This is a genomic window from Marichromatium sp. AB31 (genome assembly GCF_003718685.1).
GTDB classification, from domain to species: Bacteria; Pseudomonadota; Gammaproteobacteria; order Chromatiales; family Chromatiaceae; genus Marichromatium; species Marichromatium gracile.
Window position 1 is genome coordinate 13,048 of record NZ_RHFI01000018.1, and the last position, 19,660, is coordinate 32,707.

The window sequence follows — 19,660 nt, forward strand, 5'->3', positions numbered from 1 at the left end:
CGCGGCTAGCAGGTACGCATCGCCGAGACGGCGAACAACAGGGTGCGTACCAGGATGATGGCGTCGAGCAGCAGCGAGCGGTTCTCGACATAGAACAGGTCGTAGGAGATGTTCTCGTGGATCTGCTTGTCGCGGTCGCCGCTGATCTGCCAGACCCCGGTGATCCCCGGCTTCACCCGCAACCGCTCGCGATGGATCTCCTCGTACTCCTGTTCGACGATGAAGGGCATCTCGGGGCGCGGGCCGACCAGGCTCATGCTGCCCTCGAGCACGTTGAACAGCTGCGGCAGCTCGTCGAGGCTGGTGCGGCGCAGGAAGCGCCCGGCGCGGGTGATCCGCGGGTCGTCCGAGACGGTCGGCGAGTAGGCGAACCTGGGGCTGTCGAGGTGCATGGTGCGGAACTTGTACATCGGGAAGCGCGCGCCGTCCTTGCCCACCCGCTCCTGCACGAAGAGCACCGGCCCCGGCGAGTCGCGACGGATCCACAGCGCGATCGCGATCATCAGCGGCGCGAGCAGCAACAGCGCCGCCCCCGCCAGCGTCAGGTCGAGCAGGCGCTTGCTGATCTGCTCGGCGGGCCGGGGGCGGATCGCGCCCAGGGTCACCATGGGGATGCCGTTGATGTCCATGAACTGGATCTGCTTGGCGAAATAGCCGCTGAGATAGGGCATGAAGCAGATCCGCACCGCCAGCCCCTCGGTCAGGCGCATCAACTGCTGGAGGTGACACTCGCCGGCGCTGCGGATCGGGGTGCTGATCAGCACCAGCGTGACCTGCTCGCGCTCGATGAAGGCGCGCAGCGCGTCGGCCTCGGCGATCAGCGCCGGCGCCTCGGGCCCGGCGGCGGCCTCGCCGGCGAGCGCCAGGGCGCGACGGTCCTCGTCATAGAAGCCCGAGACCCAGTAGCCGAGCTCGGGGGCCTCGCGGATGTGCTTGTAGAGCATCCGCCCGGCCTCGCCGGCGCCGACGATCAGCACCCGGCTGACGTTGAAACGACGCGAGTAGAGCGACTGCTGCAACCGGTAGACCAGGGCGCGCGCGCCCAGCAGAGTGACCAGCAGCCAGCCCATGGCGTGGAGCAGCGCGAGCCGCGCCGCCTGCTCGCCGGTGTAGAAGGCGAAGGCGGTGAGCACCAGGGCGAGGATCACCACCGCGCGGATGATCTTGCGGATCTCCACCAGCCGCATCATGCTCGGCTCGTAGCGATAGAGTCCGACGCGCTCGAACACCAGGGCACCGAGCAGCATCCCGACCAGCCCCAGCGTGGCCCCGTCGACCGGCCCGCCCCCACCGATATGGTGCGAGAGACAGCCCAGCCACAGGCTGAGTGCGAGACAGCCGAGGTCGGTGACCACCAGCGCGAGCACGAACCAGCGCACCCGCTGGCCGCCGACCCGCGCGCCGAGGAAGAGGTTGAGACGCTCAAGCGCGTGCTGGATCATCGTCGGGCTCGTCGATCTCGTCGGCGGCGGGCGCGCTCGCGGGGGCGAGGCGACACAGGAGTCCGCGCAGCTGATAGGTGCCGAAGGCCGGGTCGTAGGGCGGCGCGTCGGAGGTCAACAGATTGGCATTGGCGCGCCACGCCCCGGCGAGCGCACTCGGCGCCTCCGGGAACCACCAGCCGTGATCGATGCTCACCACCTCGGGATTGATCTCGGGGGTGACCTCGGCGCGCATGCGGATGCGACCGCGCGGCGTGGCGATCGCGATCCAGTCGCCGTCGGCGATGCCCTCGGCGCGCGCCACCTCGGGGTGGAGCTGGGCGCGCGGGTCGGGCGCGCGGCGACGCAGCCCGGCGACCTGACGGTGCTCGCTGTTGAAGAACTCGCGCCGACGGCTGCCGGTGATCAGCACATAGGGATAGTCGCGCGCCAGGTCGGGGCGGCTGCGCGGGCTCTCGGGCGGTTCGACATGGCTCGGCAGCGGATCGTAGCCGAGTCGTTCGAGCGCCTTGCTGTAGAGCTCGATGCGCCGCGACGGGGTGCGGAAGCCGCGTGTCTCGTACTTGCGGTAGCGATGCGGCAGCCGCAGCACGCCCTGGCGACGCAGCTGATCGAGACCGACCCCGGTCGGCTCGAGCTGATGGGCCATCACCGCCTCGAAGGGACGCTCGCTGTCGGGCAGGCCGAGCCGCCGCGAGAGCTGGTCGATGATCCACTCGTCCGGTCGGCACTCGCCGCGTCGGGTCAGCGCCGGTTGGTGGTAGACCAGGTTGCCGGTGGCCAGCGGATAGCCGATCACCTGCTCGACCTCGGGCCAGAAGGCCGCCGGCAGCACGAAGTCGGCCAGCTCCGCCGTCGGCGTCATGAACAGCTCGCTCACCACCAGCAGGTCGAGACACTCGAGGCTGCGGCGCACCGCGCGGGCGTTGGCCACGGTCGCCAGCGCGTTGTTGCCGAACACCAGCAGCCCCTTGACCGGATAGGGTTCGCCGGTGCGCATCGCGGCGAACAGCGTGGGGATGTGCGCCGAGGGCATGTAGGCGCGCCAGCCACCGAGCAGCTTGAAGCGCTCGGCGCCGAGCCGCTTGCGCGCCTGCTCGCGCGGCAGTTGCTCGGCCAGGGTCGGATAGGCGCGCATCCGCTGCATCGACAGCAGCTCGCCGCCGGGCACGTCGATGCTGCCGACCAGGGCGCGCAGACAGGCCAGCGCGCGCACCGTCTGCAGGGCGTTGACGTTCTGCTCGATCCCCACGCCCCACTCCAGCACCGCCGGACGGAGCGCGGCATAGCGGCGCGCCGCCTCGACGATCAGCTCGGGGGCGACCCCGGTGATCGGTGCCGCCCAGGCCGGGGTACAGTCGGCGACATGGGCGGCCAGCGCGTCGAAGCCCTGGGTCCAGCGCGCGACGAACTCGGCGTCGTAGCGCCGCTCGGCGATGATCACCTGGATCATCGCCAGCGCCAGCGCCGCGTCGGTACCCGGGCGCAGCCCCAGCCACAGCTCGCAGCGACGCGCCGTCTCGTGCCGACGCGGATCGACGGCGATGCCGACCGCACCGCGATCGAGGGCGCGACGGATGGCGATGCCGATCTTGCCGTCGGGGTTGGAGACCAGCGGGTTGCTGCCCCAGAAGAGGATGCAGGCCGGCGGGGTGTCGCCGTAGTAGTCGCCGGTGACATAGCCGCCGTAGGTGAGGTTGCTCACCGTCACCCGCGGGATGAAGCACTGCGCCAGCCCCGGCTCGTACCAGTTGGGGGTACCCAGGGCGTTGGCAAAGCGCACCACGTGCATGTAGTGATGACGCCCGGTGCCCTGCCCCAGGGCGATCGCCTCGGGGCCGAGGCGATCGCGGATCGCGGCGACGCGCTCGGCGATCTCGTCGAGCGCCGCCTCCCAGCTCACCCGCTCCCAGCCGCCGGCCTTGCCCGCGCGGCGGCGCCGCGGCCACTCCAGCCGGTCGGGGTGGTTGACGATCTCCGGGGTGCGCAACCCCTTGACGCACATCCAACCCTGGTTCATCGGTGAGTCGCGATCGCCGACGACCTTGACCACGCGTCCGTCCTCGACGGTCACCAGGGCACCGCAGCCGCCGTGACAGATCCGGCAGACACTGCGGTGGGTGCGTCTCATCGAGCCGTCCCCGCGCCCGCGCCGAGACGCCCCAGCAGACTCCCGGCGACGGCGCCGCCGCCGAGCGCGGCGGCGCGTACCAGCAGCAGTGCCGGCGCGGCCAGCGCCAACCGGCGATCGCGCCGCCAGGCGGCGGCGAGGAAGGGCGTGGCGCTGAGCAGGAAGGCGGCGAGCGTCGCACCGCCGAGCGCCAGCGCCGCCCTCGGCCACCAGGGCGCGAGCGCCAGCGCCGGGGCGAGCGCAAGGATGGCGAGGATCTGCAGCTTGAGCGTCTGCGGGGTGTAGCTGTCGGCGACCATCTTGCCGGGGTGGCGCTTGTAGACCACCATCCGCCAGTAGCCGCGCGAGAACTTCAGCCGCGCATAGCGCCAGACCGAATCGGGGTGACCGAGATGGCTGACCACCGCGTCGGGAGCAAACACCATGCGCATGCCGCGCGCGGCCATCCGGTAGGAGAGTTCGGTGTCCTCGTTGTCGGCCTTGGGGAAGCGCGGATCGAAGCCGCCGAGTGCGACGAAGACCGCGCGCCGATAACCGGCGGAATAGGTGTCGACCATGTCGATGCGCGCGCGTCGGCGCAGCCGCGCGAAGCGTTGCTCGAACTCGAGCTGGACGAAGCGCGCCACCAGTTGCGGCTGATCGCTGCGATAGGCCCCCTTGACCGCCATCACCTCGGGATCGGCGAAGGGCGCGCGCATCCGCTCGATCCAGTCCGGCGCCGGCACGCAATCGCTGTCGGTGAACAACAGCAGCTCGCCACGGGCCAGCCGCGCGCCGTGGTTGCGCGCCGCCGCCGGACCGGCGTTGGCCTGATGGACGTAGCGCAGCGGATAGCGCCGGGCGATCTCGGCGGTGCGATCGCGCGAACCGTCGTCGACCAGGATCACCTCGTAGTCATCGGCGGCGGTGTGCTGGGCGAGGAGTGCGTCGAGACAACGCCCGAGGGTCGCCTCGGCCTGATAGGCGGGGACCACCACCGAGACCCGCGGCGCGGCCTCAGCCATGGCCGGCCTCGATGTCCGAGCCGCGCAGCAGATGGCGCAGGAAGGTGCGCCCGGCACGCCAGGTGCGGCGGAACTCCTCGCGATCGCGCGCCACCAGCCCGAGACGCCGCCACAGATAGCGCGGACGCAGATAGAAACGCCGCCGCGCCTGGTCGCAGAAGGCGACCAACGCCTCGGCGTCGAGCGCTGCGCTGCGCACCACGGTGTTGTGCAGCCCGGCGGGGGTGAGCCAGCGCGAGAAGTCCTCGGTCACCAGCATCCCCTCGCGCGCATACCAGTCGTAGGCGGCGGTCCCCGGATAGACCATGATCGGGTAGAACTGGGCGGTGTCCGGGGCCAGCTCGATGGCCAGCTCCAGGGTCCGGCGCATGGTCTCCGGGGTCTCGCCCGGCAGCCCGACCATGAAGCAGCCGTGGACGATCAGCCCGAGCGCGCGGGCCTCGCGCATGAAGGCGCGCGACTGCGCCAGGGTGATACGCTTGCGCACGCGATCGAGCAGCGCCTGGTCACCGCTCTCGAAGCCGACGCAGAGGTTGCGACAGCCGGCGCGACGCATCAGCCGCAGGGTCTCGGGCTCGACATCGACGCGCACGTTGGCCGACCACGGCAGGTCGAAACCGCGACGGATCATCTCCTCGCAGATCTCGGCGCAGCGGGCGCGGTCGGCGGGAAAGGTGTCGTCCTCGAAGAACACCGAGCGCGCCTCGGGGAAAGCTCTGCGGATGTACGCCAGCTCGTCGACCACGTGGCCCGCCGAGCGCCGTCGCAGCCGGTGCCCGGTGATGGTCTGCGGGTAGACGCAGAAGGTGCAGTGGTTGGGACAGCCGCGACTGGTGCTGATGGTCACCATCGGGTGGATGGCGTTGGGGTTGAAGTAGTCGCGGATGTCGAGGAAGCGACGATAGATCGGGCTGATCGGCGGCAGCCGATCGAGGTCCTCGAATACCGCGCGCGCGACACCGAGACGCGGCCTGTCGCCGTCGCGATAACAGAGCCCGGCGACCGTGGAGAGCGGCTCGTCGCACGCGAGCGCCGCGGCCAGGTCGCGCACCCCGAGGTCGTACTCGCCGAGCACCACCAGATCGACCGCCGGCTCATCGCGCAGACACGCCTGCGGTCGCGCCGAGGCATGGGTGCCGACCAGCGCCACGCAGGTCGCCGGCAGGCGTGCGCGGGCGCGGGCGCAGAAGGCCAGGTCGCTGGCGATGCTCGGGGTACTGGTCTCGACCACCAGCAGCCGCGGGGCGAAGCGCGCCAGACGCGCCAGCACCGCCTCGGTGTCGGCACCGCTGGCCGGGGCGTCGATGAGATCGATCTCGTGGCCCGACTCGGCGCAGAGCGCGGCAGCGGCGGCGAGCCACATCGGGAAATAGAGGGTGCCGCTCTTGGTCACCGCCGGAGAGCGTTGGGTACGCGAGAACCGCTCCAGATAGGGCGGGTTGACGAAGGCGATCTTGAGCGCGGGTGCAGTCTGCTGCACGGCGGTTCCCTATCGGATCAGGACGAGACGGCTCCCCGACGACCATCCCTGAGACCTAACGGGGCTTCGTATACAGCTTGGCCACTATAGCACGCCAAGGTACACGGCATCGCCAACACGGAGGCTTTTCAAGCGCCCCAATGACCAGGATCAGTGCTTCGCGTACACCGAACACGCAGCCACCGGACACGAACAGAAGACAGACAGCAACCATGGACACCGACCCCGAGATCGACACCGACGGCTGGTTCGACGGCGCCCTCGCCCGCCCCTCGCCCAACTGCGACGAGCGACCGCCGGCGACCACCATCGACCTGCTGGTGATCCACAACATCAGCCTGCCGCCGGGCGAGTTCGGCGGGGAGTGGATCGACGCACTGTTCCGCAATCGACTCGACCCCGACGCCCACCCCTATTTCGCTGCCATCGCCGGATTGCGCGTCTCCGCCCACCTGCTGATCCGGCGCGACGGCGCCCTGGTGCAGTACGTGCCCTGCGAGCGCCGCGCCTGGCACGCCGGACGCTCGCGCTTCGGCGAGCGCGAGGCGTGCAACGACTTCTCCATCGGGATCGAACTCGAGGGCACCGACACCCAGCCCTTCACCGCCGCTCAGTACCACCAGCTCGGACGTTGTGCGCGGGCGCTGCGGCGGCGCTATCCGGGGATCACCCCCGAGCGTGTCGTCGGGCATGCCGACATCGCCCCGGGGCGCAAGACCGACCCCGGTCCGGCCTTCGACTGGGCACGGTTGCGCCGCGCGCTCTGAGCCGCGCGCCGCGCCAGCACGCGCGAGCGCCGCGCACCGAACGAGCGTGGCCGCGGCTGCATCCACACACGATAGCGGGCAAAGGTCGCACGCCAGCCAGTGGCCACGACCTCGTGCCGCTCGACGCCGCCGAGCTGGTGCTCGTATTCGAGCAGCGCGCCGCCACGCCAGCGCGGCCGCCCGCCGAGGCGCGCAGCCAGCGCGCGCATGCCGACGTTGGCCGCCAGCACCTCGCAGCGCAGCCGGCGGATGCCGACGGCACGGGCGTGACCGATGAGCGCCTGCAGGAGCGCGGTGCCGACGCCGCGACGCTGCGCCGCGTCGATCACCTCGACGGCCAGCTCGCCGCTGTCGGCGCCGGGCGCGGTGCGGATACAGCGCGCCACGCCCAGCGGCTCGCCCGGCATCCCGCGCTCGTCGAGACGGATGGCGCCGATGGCTAGATGATGGTGTCCGTCGATGGCCGCGAGCACCGCGAGGTCGCGCTCGTTGAGCTCGCGCTTGATGCCGCAGAAGCGCAGCCGACGCGACCCCGGCGACAACCCGGCGAAACAGGCGAGCAGAAAATCGCGATCCTCCGGGCCGAGCGCGCGCAGCAGACAGCGACTGCCGTCGCGCAACCGCACCAGGTGGCGACCGGGGCCCCGGTCGGACAGTTCGCGGGCCTCCATGACTCCACTCCTCCATCGCAAGGATCGGCAGGGACCGCCCGGGGTGGGCGGGGGATAGCCCCGGGCATCGCGGCGGGGCGGGCGAGACGGGGCGGCGTGGGCGACAATCGTTCCGATCGCCGCAACCGAGCTACACCGCACCTATTAGATGCTTGCTGGATGACGGCGGTTCAATGGCGCGCGGAGATGGCGGCAAGGGTCAGTCGCGACGCGGGTCCTGGAAGGTCCCGCCGTTCCAGCCGAAGAGATGGCGCGGCGGCGAGCGGAAGTCGATATAGACCCGTCGCTCGGGGACGCCGAGCAGCGTCTCGCAGAGCGCGCAGAGCGCGCGCGCATGGCGTGGGGTCTCGGACTCGGGCAACCCGAGGCTGAGCAGTTCGAGCAGCGCCGTCGGCTCGGTGCTGCCGCCGAAGCTCAGTGCGCAGCCGTCATCGAGCAGGACCATCACATAGGACTCGGGCTTGCCGAGCAACTCGGCTACGGCGGCCGAGAGCCGGGCGAGCAGCTCGGCGCGACGCTCGGGGGCGACGGTGACATTGGTGTGCAGTTGCAGTGTGGGCATGGCGCATCTCCTCTGGTCGGGATCTCGCCCCATGATAGGCCAGGGTCGGCGGGTCAGCCGACCCGCGCCAGCGCCACCGCCGGACGCCCCTCCTCGTCGCCGAGCGACTCGGCACAGGCATCGGTCCAGCGCAGCAGTTCGAGCCGACCGTCGTGATGCTCGACCAGCGCGGTACAGCTCTCCACCCAGTCGCCGCAGTTGCAATAGGCCACGCCGGCGATGTCGCGCATCTCGGCATGATGGATATGACCGCAGATCATGCCGTCGAGCGTGCGGCGCACGGCCTCCTCGGCCACCACCCGCTCGAAGTCGCCGATATAGTTGACCGCATTCTTGACCTTGCGCTTGAGATAACCGGCCAGCGACCAGTAGCGCAGCCCCAGCAGCCGCTGCAACCGACTGAGCTGGGCGTTGAGCGCGAGCAGCCGGTCGTAGGCGTGCGAGCCCAGACGCGAGAGCCAGCGCGCGTGCTCGATCACACCGTCGAAGCGATCGCCGTGCAGCACCAGGAAACGGCGCCCGTCGGCGGTGGTGTGGACCACCTCGTCGCGCACCGCCACCCGCCCGAAGTCGAGCCCGAGGTGGGCGCGCAGCACCTCGTCGTGGTTGCCCGGCACATAGATCACCTCGGTGCCGGTGCGCGCCTTGTCGAGGATCGCGGCGACCACCCGGTTGTGGGCCTCCGGCCAGTAGAGTCCGCCGCGCAACGCCCACAGATCGACGATGTCGCCGACCAGATAGAGCTGCCGGCACTGGGTGGCGGCGAGGAAATCGAGCAGGAACTCGGCCTGACACCCCTTGAAGCCCAGATGGACGTCGGAGATGAAGATGCTGCGATATTTCAGAGGGGACATGCGGGTGATCTCGGTCATCGCATCGCCTGCCTGGATGAGCTTGACGCACAGGATCACCGAACACTGTTGCCGCGGCGTTGATGGCGAGTGAAGATGGGGTGAAGGGGCGGTGACCGATGTGGGAACCGGCGCGATCGCGACCGGTCCGATGGGGAGAGAGCGACCCATCCGAGGTGGACCATGGACCGACCCTGCAGCCCGCCCAACCCCAGGAGCACCCTCGAGCCGCACAGCGGCGGGCATGCCGATGAGCGATGACCTCTTCCTGCAGATGGGTCTGATCCTCGGTGTCGCCGCCATCGCCGGCGCGCTCGCGCGTGGCCTGCGCCAACCGTTGATCGTCGCCTTCATCGCCGTCGGCATCCTGCTCGGACCGGCAGGCTTCGGGCTGGTCGCGCACAGCAGCGAGATCGAGCTGTTCGCCCGACTCGGCATCGCGCTGCTGCTGTTCGTCGTCGGGCTCAAGCTCGACCTGCACATCATCCGCACCGTCGGCCCGGTGGCGCTGGCCTCCGGCCTTGGCCAGGTGCTGTTCACCTCGGCGGTGGGCTATGTCATCGCCCGGCTGCTCGGGCTGGAGCCGGTGGCCGCGCTCTATGTGGCGGTGGCGCTGACCTTCTCGAGCACCATCATCATCGTCAAGCTGCTCTCGGACAAACGCGAGGTCGACGCGCTGCACGGGCGCATCGCCGTCGGCTTTCTCATCGTCCAGGACATCGTGGTGGTGCTGGTGATGATCGCGCTGACCGCCGTCGGCCAGGCCGAGGGCGACGTCCACCCGGTGCGCGAGGCGCTCGCCATCCTGCTCAAGGGGGCGGCGATGCTCGCCACCGTGGCGCTGCTGATGCGCTATGTGCTGCCCTGGCTGCTGCACCGACTGGCGCGCTCGACCGAGCTGCTGATGCTGTTTGCCATCGCCTGGGCGGTGCTCGGCGCACTCGCCGGCGACGCCCTCGGCTTCAGCCGCGAGGTCGGCGCCTTCCTCGCCGGGGTGTCGATCGCCTCGACCCGCTATCGCGAGCAGATCGCCGCGCGGCTGGTGACGCTGCGCGACTTCCTGCTGCTGTTCTTCTTCATCGAGCTGGGCGCGACGCTCGAACTCGGGCTGATCGGCGGCCAGCTCGGCGCGGCGGCGGTGCTGTCGCTGTTCGTGCTGATCGGCAACCCGCTGATCGTGATGGCGATCATGGGCTACATGGGCTATCGCCGCCGCACCGGCTTCCTCGCCGGGCTGACGGTGGCGCAGATCAGCGAGTTCTCGCTGATCCTCGCCGCGCTCGGACTCGCCCTCGGGCATCTCGCCCCCGAGACCCTGGGACTGATCACCCTGGTCGGGCTGGTCACCATCAGCGTCTCCACCTATCTGATCCTCTACTCGCACCCGCTCTACGAGCGGCTCGCGCCCTATCTGGTCTGGTTCGAGCGCCGGGTGCCGCATCGCGAGATCGAGCAGGAGTCGGAGGAGACCGGCGAACCCGAGATCCTGCTGTTCGGCCTCGGGCGCTTCGGCGCGGTCATGGCCGACGGGCTGCGCGAGCGCGGTCGCCGGGTGCTCGCCGTCGACTTCGATCCCGACGTGGTGCGCCGCCAGGCACGCGCCGGCTACCACGTCCACTACGGCGACATCGAGGATCCGGAGCTGATCGCCACCCTGCCGCTGAGCCGCGCACGCTGGGTGGTGAGCACGGTGCGCGAACGCGCGATCAACCGCCTGCTGCTCCAGGGACTGCGCCAACAGGGCTATGGAGGCCGGGTCGCGCTCTCGGCCACCAGCGACGCCGACGCGCAATGGTTCGCACAACAGGGGGCGGATCTGGTATTCATCCCCTATGCCGACGCCGCGCGCAGCGCGGCGCAACGGCTGAGTGAGGATTGCGCGCCGGGACGACCTGCGGGCGGAGCTGCCGAGGGCATGTGATGAAACGATTCAAGAACATCCTCTATGTCATCGCCGATGGCGTCGGGCCGGAGCATGCGCTGGCGCGCGCGCTGACGCTCGCGCACAACAACCAGGCCCGGCTCAGCGTGCTCGCGGTGCTGACCGCACCACCGGCGAACGAACCCGTGCAGGAGACGATCGCGCGCATCGAACGGGCGCTGAAGGTCCGGCTGGCGGCCCACCACGACTGCTGCGCGCTGCGCATCGAGGTGCGGGTCGGCGCCCTCGCGCGCGAGGCACTGCGCGAGATCGAACAGCGCGGTCACGACCTGGTGATCAACCCCGCCCAGCCCCCGGAGCGGCTCGAACGCTTCCTCGGCGGCGACGATCGCCAGCTGCTGCGCAACAGCCCCTGCCCGGTGTGGCTGATGCAGCCACGCGAGCGCGACAACTACGACAATATCCTGCTCGCGCTCGACTACGATCCGGCGCAGCCCGACTCGATCGACACCCCGCTCAACCGCCGGCTACTCACCCTCGCCGGCTCGCTGGCACTCTCGGACTTCGCCGCGCTCCACCTGGTACACGTCTGGGACGCCCCGGCCGAGCTGCTGTTCCGTGTCTGGTCCGATGCACCGGACCATTCTCCGCGCGACTATGTCGAGAGCGAGCGTATCCGTCACCGGCGCGGACTCGAGGCGCTCAACATGATGCTGCGCGAGATCCTCGGCACCGAGGCCCACGACTATCTCACCCCCCGTCTGCATCTGCCCCGCGGACTGGCCACCGAGCAGGTCCGCCTGCTCGCCGGTCAGCTCGACGCCGACCTGGTGGTGATGGGCACCGCCGCACGACGCGGTCTCACCGGCCTGCTGATCGGCAACACCGTCGAGTCCATCCTCGACCAGCCCCCCTGCTCGGTGCTGGCGGTGCGGCCCTAGAGAGAGCCGCCAGCTACCAGCTACCAGCTACCAGCTACCAGCTACCAGCTACCAGTCGCCAGCCTGCCGTCTCCAGCCAACGGCGCCAAGCCTTCCCCACTGGAGGCTGACGGCTGGTAGCTGGAGGCCGGCGGCTGGCCGCAAGCACCTTGCCAACCGAACATCCCCTTCGCGCCCCTTTGGGCCTTTGCGGTTCAATCCCCCTGACGACTGACGACTGACGACTGACGACTGACGACTGACGACTGACGGCTGGCGGCTGGCGGCTGGTAGCCGGAGACTGACGACTGAACCGAAGCCGCCCTCCGCCCCTCCCCTTGATCCCGCTCGACGTTCTATACTGGCGGATTACCCGGGACGCGACCGTCGGGCCGATCATGGCACCGCGCGCCACTGGTATCCGCCACCGGGGAGGGCGAGTCGCTCGCCCGGCCCCTGCAAACACCCCTTCACGATTCTGGAGCAAGACGATGGCGCAAAGCGCAGTCAAGAAAGTCGTTCTGGCCTATTCGGGCGGACTCGACACCTCGGTGATCCTCAAGTGGCTGCAGGAGGAGTACGGCTGCGAGGTCGTGACCTTCACCGCCGACATCGGTCAGGGCGAGGAGCTCGAGCCGGCGCGCGCCAAGGCCGAGGCCGCGGGCGTGAAGGAGATCTATATCGACGACCTGCGCGAGGAGTTCGTCCGCGACTTCGTCTACCCGATGTTCCGCGCCAACGCCGTCTACGAGGGCGAGTACCTGCTCGGCACCTCGATCGCGCGTCCGCTGATCGCCAAGCGCCTGATCGAGATCGCCGCCGAGACCGGTGCCGACGCCATCTCCCACGGCGCCACCGGCAAGGGCAACGATCAGGTCCGCTTCGAGCTCGGCGCCTACGCGCTCAACCCCGAGATCAAGATCATCGCCCCCTGGCGCGAGTGGGACCTGCTCTCGCGCGAGAAGCTGATGGCCTACGCCGCCAAGCACGGCATCGGCGTCGAGCAGAAGCGCGAGGGCAACAAGTCGCCCTACTCGATGGACGCCAACCTGCTGCACATCTCCTACGAGGGCTACGACCTCGAGGACCCCTGGACCCAGCCCGGCGATGCGATGTGGCGCTGGAGCGTCTCGCCCGAGCAGGCCCCGGACCGGGCCACCGAGATCGAGCTGACCTTCGAGCGCGGTGACATCACCGCCATCGACGGCAAGGCGATGAGCCCGGCCGAGGTGCTCGCCGAACTCAACCGCATCGGCGGGGCCAACGGCATCGGGCGCGCCGACATCGTCGAGAACCGCTATGTCGGCATGAAGTCGCGCGGCTGCTACGAGACCCCCGGCGGCACCATCATGCTCAAGGCGCACCGCGCCATCGAGTCGCTCACCCTCGATCGCGAGGCCGCGCACCTCAAGGACGAGCTGATGCCGCGCTACGCCAGCCTGGTCTACAACGGCTACTGGTTCGCCCCCGAGCGGCGCATGCTGCAGGCGGCGATCGACGAGAGCCAGCAGGTGGTCAACGGCGTGGTCCGTCTCAAGCTCTACAAGGGCAACGTCAGCGTGCTCGGCCGTCGCTCCGAGACCAACAGCCTGTTCGACGAGTCGATCGCGACCTTCGAGGAGGACGCCGGCGCCTACGACCAGACCGACGCCACCGGCTTCATCCGCCTCAACTCGCTGCGCCTGCGCGTGGCCGGCCGCAAGCGCGGCTGATCCCCCACCCGGCCCCTCGGGCCGGGCCACCGTCGCCGCGCCCCGCGGCGACGGTCTCCAGAGAGAAAGGCCCTCAGCCTCCAGCTACCAGCCGCCAGCCACAAGCGCCAAACCCTCCCCGCTGGATCAAAGCTGAAGGCTCATATCAGTGCGTAGGCTGGGCAAAGCGTCGCGTGCCCAGCGAAAGGCGCGACCAGCGACCAGCGACCAGCGACCAGCGACCAGCGACCAGCGACCAGCGACCAGAAGATTGAACCGCCAAGGCGCGAAGGACGCAAAGCAAGCGGACGGTCTGCAGATCCGCAGACCGGGCAAGGCGCAGTCTCCCCGACTGGAGGCTGGAAGCTGATCGCTGGAAGCTGGTTCGAACCGCCAGCCTCCAGTGAGGGGGCAGGGTTGTCTCGTCGCGTCGCGGTTGACCGCATACCGACACTGGAGGCTGTTTGCTGAAGGCTGGTCGCTTTCTTCGTGTCCTTTGGGTCTTGGCGGTTCAATCCCCTGGCGGCTGGCGGCTGGCGGCTGGCGGCTGGCGGCTGATCGCTGAACGCTAGCCCCGCGCGCTATCCATCCGGGACGATCCGCAGCAACGCGCCGTCGGGCGCATCGGTGAGGACGTAGAGGTGGCCATCGGGGCCCTCGCGCACGTCGCGTACCCGAGTGCCGATGGTCAGCCGTTCCTCGCCCACCACCGCGCCGTCCTCCAGGTCGATACGCCGCACCTCGCCGAACTTGAGCGCGCCGCTGAACAGGTCGCCGCGCCAGGCCGGGAAGTGCCGTCCACTGTAGTAAGCGAGCCCGCTCGGCGCCTTGGAGGGGGTCCATTCGAGCAGCGGCGCGGTGACGTCGACGCGCTGGTGGACGCTGGAGATCGCCGGTCCCCAGTACTCGTGGCTGGTGGTGACCTCGGGCCAGCCGTAGTTGGCGCCGGGGATGATGCGATTGAGTTCGTCACCACCGCGCGCGCCGTGCTCGTTGGCCCACACCCGCCCGCTCGCCGGGTCGCGGGCGAGACCCTGGATGTTGCGATGCCCGAGGCTGTGGATGGCCGCGCGCGCGCCGCCGGCAGCGAACCAGGGGTTGTCGGGATGGGGGCTGCCGTCGGCGCGCAGCCGCAGGATCTTGCCGAAGTGGCTGTCGAGACGCTGCGCCTGCTCGCGGATCAGTCCGCCGGCGAAGCGAATCGGCGGGTTGCCGCCGTCACCGATGCTGAGCAGCAGGCTGTCGTCGTCGAGCCAGAGGATGCGCGAGCCGAAGTGCTGGGTGTCGCGCTTGGTGTCGGGGTTGGCATAGAGACGCTCGAGATCGCGCAGCGCGCCGTCGACCAGTCGCGCGCGCGCCAGGGCGGTGCGATTGGCGCGGGCCGTACCCTCGGCATAGCTGAGATAGACCAGCCGGTTGCGACGGAAGTCGGGGTGTGGGGCGACGTCGAGCAGACCGCCCTGCCCCTCGGCGAGCACCTCGGGCACGCCCTCGATCGGCCTCGGGTCGAGCCGGCCGTCGGTCGCGAGCCGACGCAGCCGGCCCGGTCGCTCGCTGATCAGCGCCGTGCCGTCGGGCAGCCAGGCGATCGCCCAGGGGTGTTCGAGCCCGCGCGTCACCACCTCGGCGCGCCAGCCCTGGGCCTCGGGTGGCGCGGCCTCGACCGCGAGGGCGCCGAGCAGCGCGCACAGCACCACTGTCCGGCGACGCATCAGGCCTCCATCCATGTGCCTCCACTCCTGCGGGCCGCGCCCGCTCCCGGGTGTCAGTCGCGCGCCGTCGCCGCCGTCTCTGCCGGTACCTCGCCGCGCGCCTGCAATTGTTCGAAGGGGTCGGGACCCTCACGGTGCGCGCCGGCCTCCTCCAGCTGCTTGAGATAGTCCTGCCACAGCGGCTGCCAGGCGCGACCGAGGCGATGGAGATAACCCCAGTCGTAGAGCCCGGAGTCGTGACCGTCGTCATAGCGGATCTTGAGCGCATAGGCGCCGATCTGCTCGATCGCGGTGATGTTCACCCGCTCCTTGCCGAGCTGCAGCTTGGCGCTCGCCGGGGAGTGACCGCGCACCTCGGCCGAGGGCGAGTAGACCCGCAGGTACTCGCACGGCAGCCGGAAGCGCGCCCCGTCGTCGAAGGCCAGCTCCAGCACCCGCGAGCGCTGGTGCAGGCGGATCTCGGTGGGCAGTGGATGGGCGTCGTCCATGGGGACCTCCGCGGTCAGTACTCGGCGCCGAGCGCGCGGGCGCGGGCCAGACGCTCGGCGAGCGCCTCGGCATCCTCGGTCGGGGCGTCGAGCCCGGGCCAGCCGGCGCAGTGGCGCAGGATCAGCTCGGTGAGCAGATCGAGATGCGCCGGGGCGTCGTTGAGACAGGGGATGTAGCCGTAGTGCTCGCCGCCGGCCTCGAGGAAGTACTCGCGGTTCTCCTCGTCGATCTCCTCGATGGTCTCCAAGCAGTCGGCGGAGAACCCGGGCGAGAGCACGTGGACCGACTTCACCCCGGCCGCGCCCCATTCCTTGAGGGTGGTCTCGGTATAGGGCTGGAGCCACTCGCTCGAACCGAGACGCGACTGGAACGACATCCCCCAACGATCCTCCGCCAGCCCCAGCGACTCGATCACCAGCCGTGCGCTCTTGCGACACAGACAGTGATAGGGGTCGCCCTTGTCGAAGTAGTCCTTGGGGATGCCGTGGAAGGAGAACAGCAGCCGCTCGGGCTCGCCGTGCTCGGCCCAGTACGCGCGGATGCTGGCGACCAGGGCATCGATATAGGCCGGATCGTCGTGGTACTGGTTGATGAAGCGCAGCTCCGGCAGCCAGCGCCAGCGCCGCAGCTCGGCGGTGACGGCGTCGAAGGCCGAGCCGGTGGTGGTGGCCGAGTACTGCGGATAGAGCGGGAGCACCAGGATGCGTCGGGCATTGGCCGCGCGCAGCTCGGCCAGCGCCGAGGCCACCGAGGGGTTGCCGTAGCGCATCCCCAGCGCAACCTTGACCGGCCCCCCGAGCCGCGCGCCCAGCCGCTCGGCGATGCCGTCGCGCTGCCGCCGCGAGATCGCCAGCAGCGGCGAACCGTCCTCGGTCCACACCGACTCATAGGCACGCGCCGAGCGCGCCGGGCGGGTGCGCAGGATGATGCCGTGGAGCAACGGCAGCCACAGCGCGCGCGACATCTCCACCACCCGCGGATCGGAGAGGAACTCGGCGAGATAGCGGCGCACGTCCGGCACGCTGGTGCTGTCGGGCGTGCCCAGGTTGATCAGCAGCACCCCGAGCGACTCGGGGGTGTCATGGCGGTAAGCGGGGGTATCGACGAACTTCATCAAGGGGTCTCGGACTGGGCCTGTTCGGAAAGGAGTCGGTAGAGTGCCTGGAAGCGCTCGGGATCGGGGGCGCCGAACAGCGGATCCTCGGCGGAGGGCGCCTCGGCCGCCACCGCGTCCCAGTCGGCCTCGTCGAGCACCTCGAGGGCGATCGGGAAGGCCTCGCGATCCTCGAGCGAGAGGTGTGCGCGCATGGTCGCGACCAGCTCGCGACCATTGGCCTCGACGTCCTCGCGCAACAGCACCTCCTCGTTGAGGATGCCGTCGAGCGACTGACGGAAGCGCTTGTTGATCTGGCTGAGGCTCGCGTGCTGACGCATCAGCACGTCGAACACCTCGTGCTGCCCGGCGCCCTTGTCGAGGACTCGACGAAAGATGATGTCCTCGGTCGGGTGATGGACGGTATCGGCATAGCCGTCCATGTACTCGAGCATCTCGGACATCAGGTCGTAGTCGGGCTCCTCACCCGCGTGGAAGCGGTCGAGCAGGGTCTCGAACAGGTCGAGCAGCTTGACGAGACGGGCATGGTCCTGGCCCAGTCGGGTCATCACCGGGTGCATAGGCCTTTCTCCTAGTCGGTGGCAATCGTCTCAATCGATCCAGTATGCCATCATCTCCAGCCGAGCCAAGGCACGCGCGATGCGTCCCCGGGCTCTCATCCAGCATCAGACGAGCGGCATCGGTCGGGGTTCCCGGCGCGGCGGTCAATGATCGCGGGCGCGCCGCAGCAATGGGGCCAGCAACTGCCAGACCGGCCCTTCGCGCCAGCTCTCGCGACCACACACATAGTCGAGCGCATGCAGGTTCTGCAGCGTCCAACCCATGCGCCTGCTCGCCCACTCGCGACCGCAGCAGAGCAGCCGGTCGCCGGCCTCGAGTTCGGTCTCCGGCCCCGGGAGCAACCACCGGGCGCCGTCGCGCGCCAGCAGCAGGGGGATCACCGGCAGGCGTTCGTCGCGCGCCTGCGGGTCGCGCAACAGGATCTCCAGGGTCGGCGGCTCGCCGCGCGCAATCGCGTCACACACGGCGAAGGCGCGCCCGGGTTCGAGGACGATCTCCCAGACGTGCGGGGCGCACTCCCCGACCAACCCCAGCACCCGGCTCACCAGCTCGCAGGCCCAGGGCTCGTCCTCGAGCCGTGCCAGGGTGGCGAAGTCGGAGAGCAGCGGGTTGACCAACCGGATACCGATGCGATTGGCGACGATCAGACTGGGGTGCATGATCGCATGGGCACCGACCCGGGCGAACAACTGATGGTTGTGGTGCTGGTTCTCGCGCGCGATCACGAACAGCCCGCGGTTGAGCATCAGCGCGGTCATCACGATCGAGAGGTTGTCGGCGTCGTGATCGGTGCCCGCCACCAACCCCACGGCACGACGGATCCCGGCCTGCTCCAGGGTCACCGCCTCGGTGCCGCGGCCCTGCACCACACCCTCCTCGGGGATCCCGGTCTTGTGTGGCAGCGCCTCGATCACCTGCACCTCCATCCCCTGCTCCTTGAGATGCTTGTACATCGCCTTGCCGAAGCGACCATAGCCACAGATCACCCAGCGCCCCCGAGTCGGCGGGAACAGCGGCTCCTTGAGCCGTTCGCCGCCGAAGCCCGAGAGCCAGTCGAACAGCAGGGTGAGACAGGGCGCCTGGATGGCGGTGGCCATGTAGAGCGCGAAGGTATCGAAGGGGTCGTAGATGTGGTCGGTGCCGAAGGAGGCCATGTTGGCCTCGACCTCGTGCGAGTCGGCGCGACAGATCACCGTCACCTCGGGGTGCATCAGCTTGGCGGCGATGGCGATCTTGAGGTTGGTCTCGTTGACGTTGGTCAGCGCCACCACCCCCTGACACAGCGGATGCCTGAGCCCGGCCGCCTCGAGGTGCGCCGGACTGCGCGCGTCGGCGCAGAACGCGGGGACGTATTCGCGCTGGTTCTCGAGCTGGAGCAGATTGATGCGCTCGGGATCGATATCGACCACCACCGCATGCAGATGACGATCGGTTAGCCCCCGCACCAGGGCGCTGCCGGTCTGGCCATAGCCGCAGACCAGATAGAAGGGGGTGCACAGCCCGCGCACCCGGGCGCGAAAGCGGCGCTCGCGGATCGCGCGCTGAAAGGTCGCGTCCTGCAGCAGCGCGATCAGGGTGCCGATGGCATAGATCCACACCGCCACGGTGGCGAACACGCAACCCGAGACCCACAGCCGCTGGGCATCGGTGAAGGTATTGGGCAGCTCGCCGAAACCGATGGTGGTCGACATGTAGCTGACGAAATAGAAGGCATGGAACAGGCTCATCGTCGCCGGCTCGCCGGCGGCGTCCTGCGCCGGGATCAACGCCAGCCCGGCCATCGCCACCGCATAGACCAGGATCAGCGACAGCAGCGGCGCGCGCATCCGCCGGAAGACGAGAAAGACGATGGTATCCATGCGACGGCTCCCCCGGTCGCGGCGCCGCACCGCTCAGCGGCGCAGCATCACCGTCTCGATCAGCAACAGCACCACCGAGACCACGTTGGCGATCATCGCCCCGCCGGCGAGCGAGACGATGCTGGCCATCGCCGAGGGGGTCATGCCGCCCTCACCGACGTGCACCACCGCCGTCCACACCAGCGCCGCGGCGACGAGCTGCAGGATCGCCACCAGACTGGTGGCGAGCAGCACCGCGCCGAGCTGGGTGCGGTCGCCGAACTTAAGCACGGTGGCAACGAGGTTGACCACGATCACCGCGAACAGCTCCCAGGCGTGATGATGGTCGGGATTGTCGATCTCGCCGACGAAGAACCCGAAGTTCAGCGTCAGGGCGAGCACGATGAAGAAGCCGAAGACGACCTTTTCCGGATTCATCCGTCTCTCCGCAACAAGGGGCCCGAGCGGGCGCGAACACGATGGCGGCCAGACCGCCGGCGCATCATAGCAGTTTGCCGGCGGGTAGCTACCAGTCGCCAGTCGCC

The 19,660-nt window shown here is 69.6% G+C and carries 17 protein-coding genes; 4 read left to right on the forward strand and 13 right to left on the reverse strand.

The features are described 5' to 3' along the window. Positions 1–5: 5 nt before the first annotated feature. From EBL84_RS12640 to EBL84_RS12655, 4 genes are read right to left on the reverse strand one after another with little or no spacing between them, the layout of a single operon-like run. The gene (locus EBL84_RS12640) at positions 6–1,442 is read right to left on the reverse strand and encodes a sugar transferase (protein WP_123141144.1); all 1,437 of its coding nucleotides are present in this window, start codon (positions 1,440–1,442) and stop codon (positions 6–8) included. Beyond that, positions 1,423–3,573: a molybdopterin-dependent oxidoreductase gene (locus EBL84_RS12645; protein WP_123141145.1), complete on the reverse strand. Its 2,151-nt coding sequence runs from the start codon at positions 3,571–3,573 to the stop codon at positions 1,423–1,425. The genes EBL84_RS12640 and EBL84_RS12645 overlap by 20 nt, the downstream gene beginning before the upstream one ends. Continuing rightward, complete coding sequence (locus EBL84_RS12650; protein ID WP_123141146.1) at positions 3,570–4,577, reverse strand: glycosyltransferase family 2 protein; 1,008 nt, start codon at positions 4,575–4,577, stop codon at positions 3,570–3,572. Before EBL84_RS12650 ends, EBL84_RS12645 begins: the two co-directional genes overlap by 4 nt. Beyond that, positions 4,570–6,057 (reverse strand): radical SAM protein, encoded by a 1,488-nt coding sequence (locus EBL84_RS12655; RefSeq protein ID WP_123141147.1) that lies wholly within the window; start codon positions 6,055–6,057, stop codon positions 4,570–4,572. The genes EBL84_RS12650 and EBL84_RS12655 overlap by 8 nt, the downstream gene beginning before the upstream one ends. 212 nt (positions 6,058–6,269) lie before the next feature. Here EBL84_RS12655 and ampD point away from each other — a divergent pair, with 212 nt between their 5' ends. After that, positions 6,270–6,824, forward strand: coding sequence for a 1,6-anhydro-N-acetylmuramyl-L-alanine amidase AmpD (gene ampD / locus EBL84_RS12660; protein ID WP_123141148.1), 555 nt, complete (start codon positions 6,270–6,272; stop codon positions 6,822–6,824). On the opposite strand, the gene EBL84_RS12665 is transcribed toward ampD, so the two are convergent. From EBL84_RS12665 to EBL84_RS12675, 3 genes are all read right to left on the reverse strand, one after another. After that, positions 6,713–7,495 carry a GNAT family N-acetyltransferase gene (locus EBL84_RS12665; protein ID WP_123141149.1) on the reverse strand — a complete coding sequence of 261 codons (783 nt, stop codon included), beginning with the start codon at positions 7,493–7,495 and terminating at the stop codon, positions 6,713–6,715. The two genes, ampD and EBL84_RS12665, sit on opposite strands and share 112 nt — an antisense overlap. Before the next feature lie 199 nt (positions 7,496–7,694). After that, a complete protein-coding gene (locus EBL84_RS12670; protein ID WP_123141150.1) occupies positions 7,695–8,057 on the reverse strand; it encodes a phenylpyruvate tautomerase MIF-related protein in 363 nt (120 codons plus the stop codon). A 53-nt stretch (positions 8,058–8,110) separates the two neighbouring features. Beyond that, entirely contained in the window at positions 8,111–8,929 is an 819-nt protein-coding gene (locus EBL84_RS12675) for a UDP-2,3-diacylglucosamine diphosphatase (protein ID WP_123141182.1), read from the reverse strand. Between the two features lie 229 nt (positions 8,930–9,158). Here EBL84_RS12675 and EBL84_RS12680 point away from each other — a divergent pair, with 229 nt between their 5' ends. From EBL84_RS12680 to EBL84_RS12690, 3 genes are all read left to right on the forward strand, one after another. Next, positions 9,159–10,829 carry a cation:proton antiporter gene (locus tag EBL84_RS12680; RefSeq protein WP_123141183.1) on the forward strand — a complete coding sequence of 557 codons (1,671 nt, stop codon included), beginning with the start codon at positions 9,159–9,161 and terminating at the stop codon, positions 10,827–10,829. Beyond that, complete coding sequence (locus EBL84_RS12685) at positions 10,829–11,731, forward strand: universal stress protein (protein WP_123141151.1); 903 nt, start codon at positions 10,829–10,831, stop codon at positions 11,729–11,731. Before EBL84_RS12680 ends, EBL84_RS12685 begins: the two co-directional genes overlap by 1 nt. A 470-nt stretch (positions 11,732–12,201) precedes the next feature. Further along, entirely contained in the window at positions 12,202–13,422 is a 1,221-nt protein-coding gene (locus tag EBL84_RS12690) for an argininosuccinate synthase (RefSeq protein WP_123141152.1), read from the forward strand. Positions 13,423–13,982: 560 nt separating this feature from the next. Here the strand turns inward: EBL84_RS12690 and EBL84_RS12695 are convergent. The 6 genes from EBL84_RS12695 to EBL84_RS12720 all read right to left on the reverse strand — a co-directional run bounded on the left by EBL84_RS12695 (position 13,983) and on the right by EBL84_RS12720 (position 19,553). Next, positions 13,983–15,113 carry a PQQ-dependent sugar dehydrogenase gene (locus tag EBL84_RS12695; protein ID WP_123141153.1) on the reverse strand — a complete coding sequence of 377 codons (1,131 nt, stop codon included), beginning with the start codon at positions 15,111–15,113 and terminating at the stop codon, positions 13,983–13,985. A gap of 53 nt (positions 15,114–15,166) precedes the next feature. Further along, positions 15,167–15,601, reverse strand: a complete 435-nt coding sequence (locus EBL84_RS12700; protein ID WP_123141154.1) for a gamma-butyrobetaine hydroxylase-like domain-containing protein — start codon at positions 15,599–15,601, stop codon at positions 15,167–15,169. 14 nt (positions 15,602–15,615) lie between these two features. Beyond that, complete coding sequence (gene hemH / locus EBL84_RS12705) at positions 15,616–16,716, reverse strand: ferrochelatase (protein WP_123141155.1); 1,101 nt, start codon at positions 16,714–16,716, stop codon at positions 15,616–15,618. Next, positions 16,716–17,276 (reverse strand): hemerythrin domain-containing protein, encoded by a 561-nt coding sequence (locus EBL84_RS12710; protein ID WP_123141156.1) that lies wholly within the window; start codon positions 17,274–17,276, stop codon positions 16,716–16,718. Before EBL84_RS12710 ends, hemH begins: the two co-directional genes overlap by 1 nt. Before the next feature lie 144 nt (positions 17,277–17,420). Then, a complete protein-coding gene (locus EBL84_RS12715; protein ID WP_123141157.1) occupies positions 17,421–19,136 on the reverse strand; it encodes a TrkA family potassium uptake protein in 1,716 nt (571 codons plus the stop codon). A gap of 33 nt (positions 19,137–19,169) precedes the next feature. Continuing rightward, a complete protein-coding gene (locus tag EBL84_RS12720) occupies positions 19,170–19,553 on the reverse strand; it encodes a DUF6394 family protein (RefSeq protein ID WP_062277143.1) in 384 nt (127 codons plus the stop codon). Between the last annotated feature and the right edge of the window lie 107 nt (positions 19,554–19,660).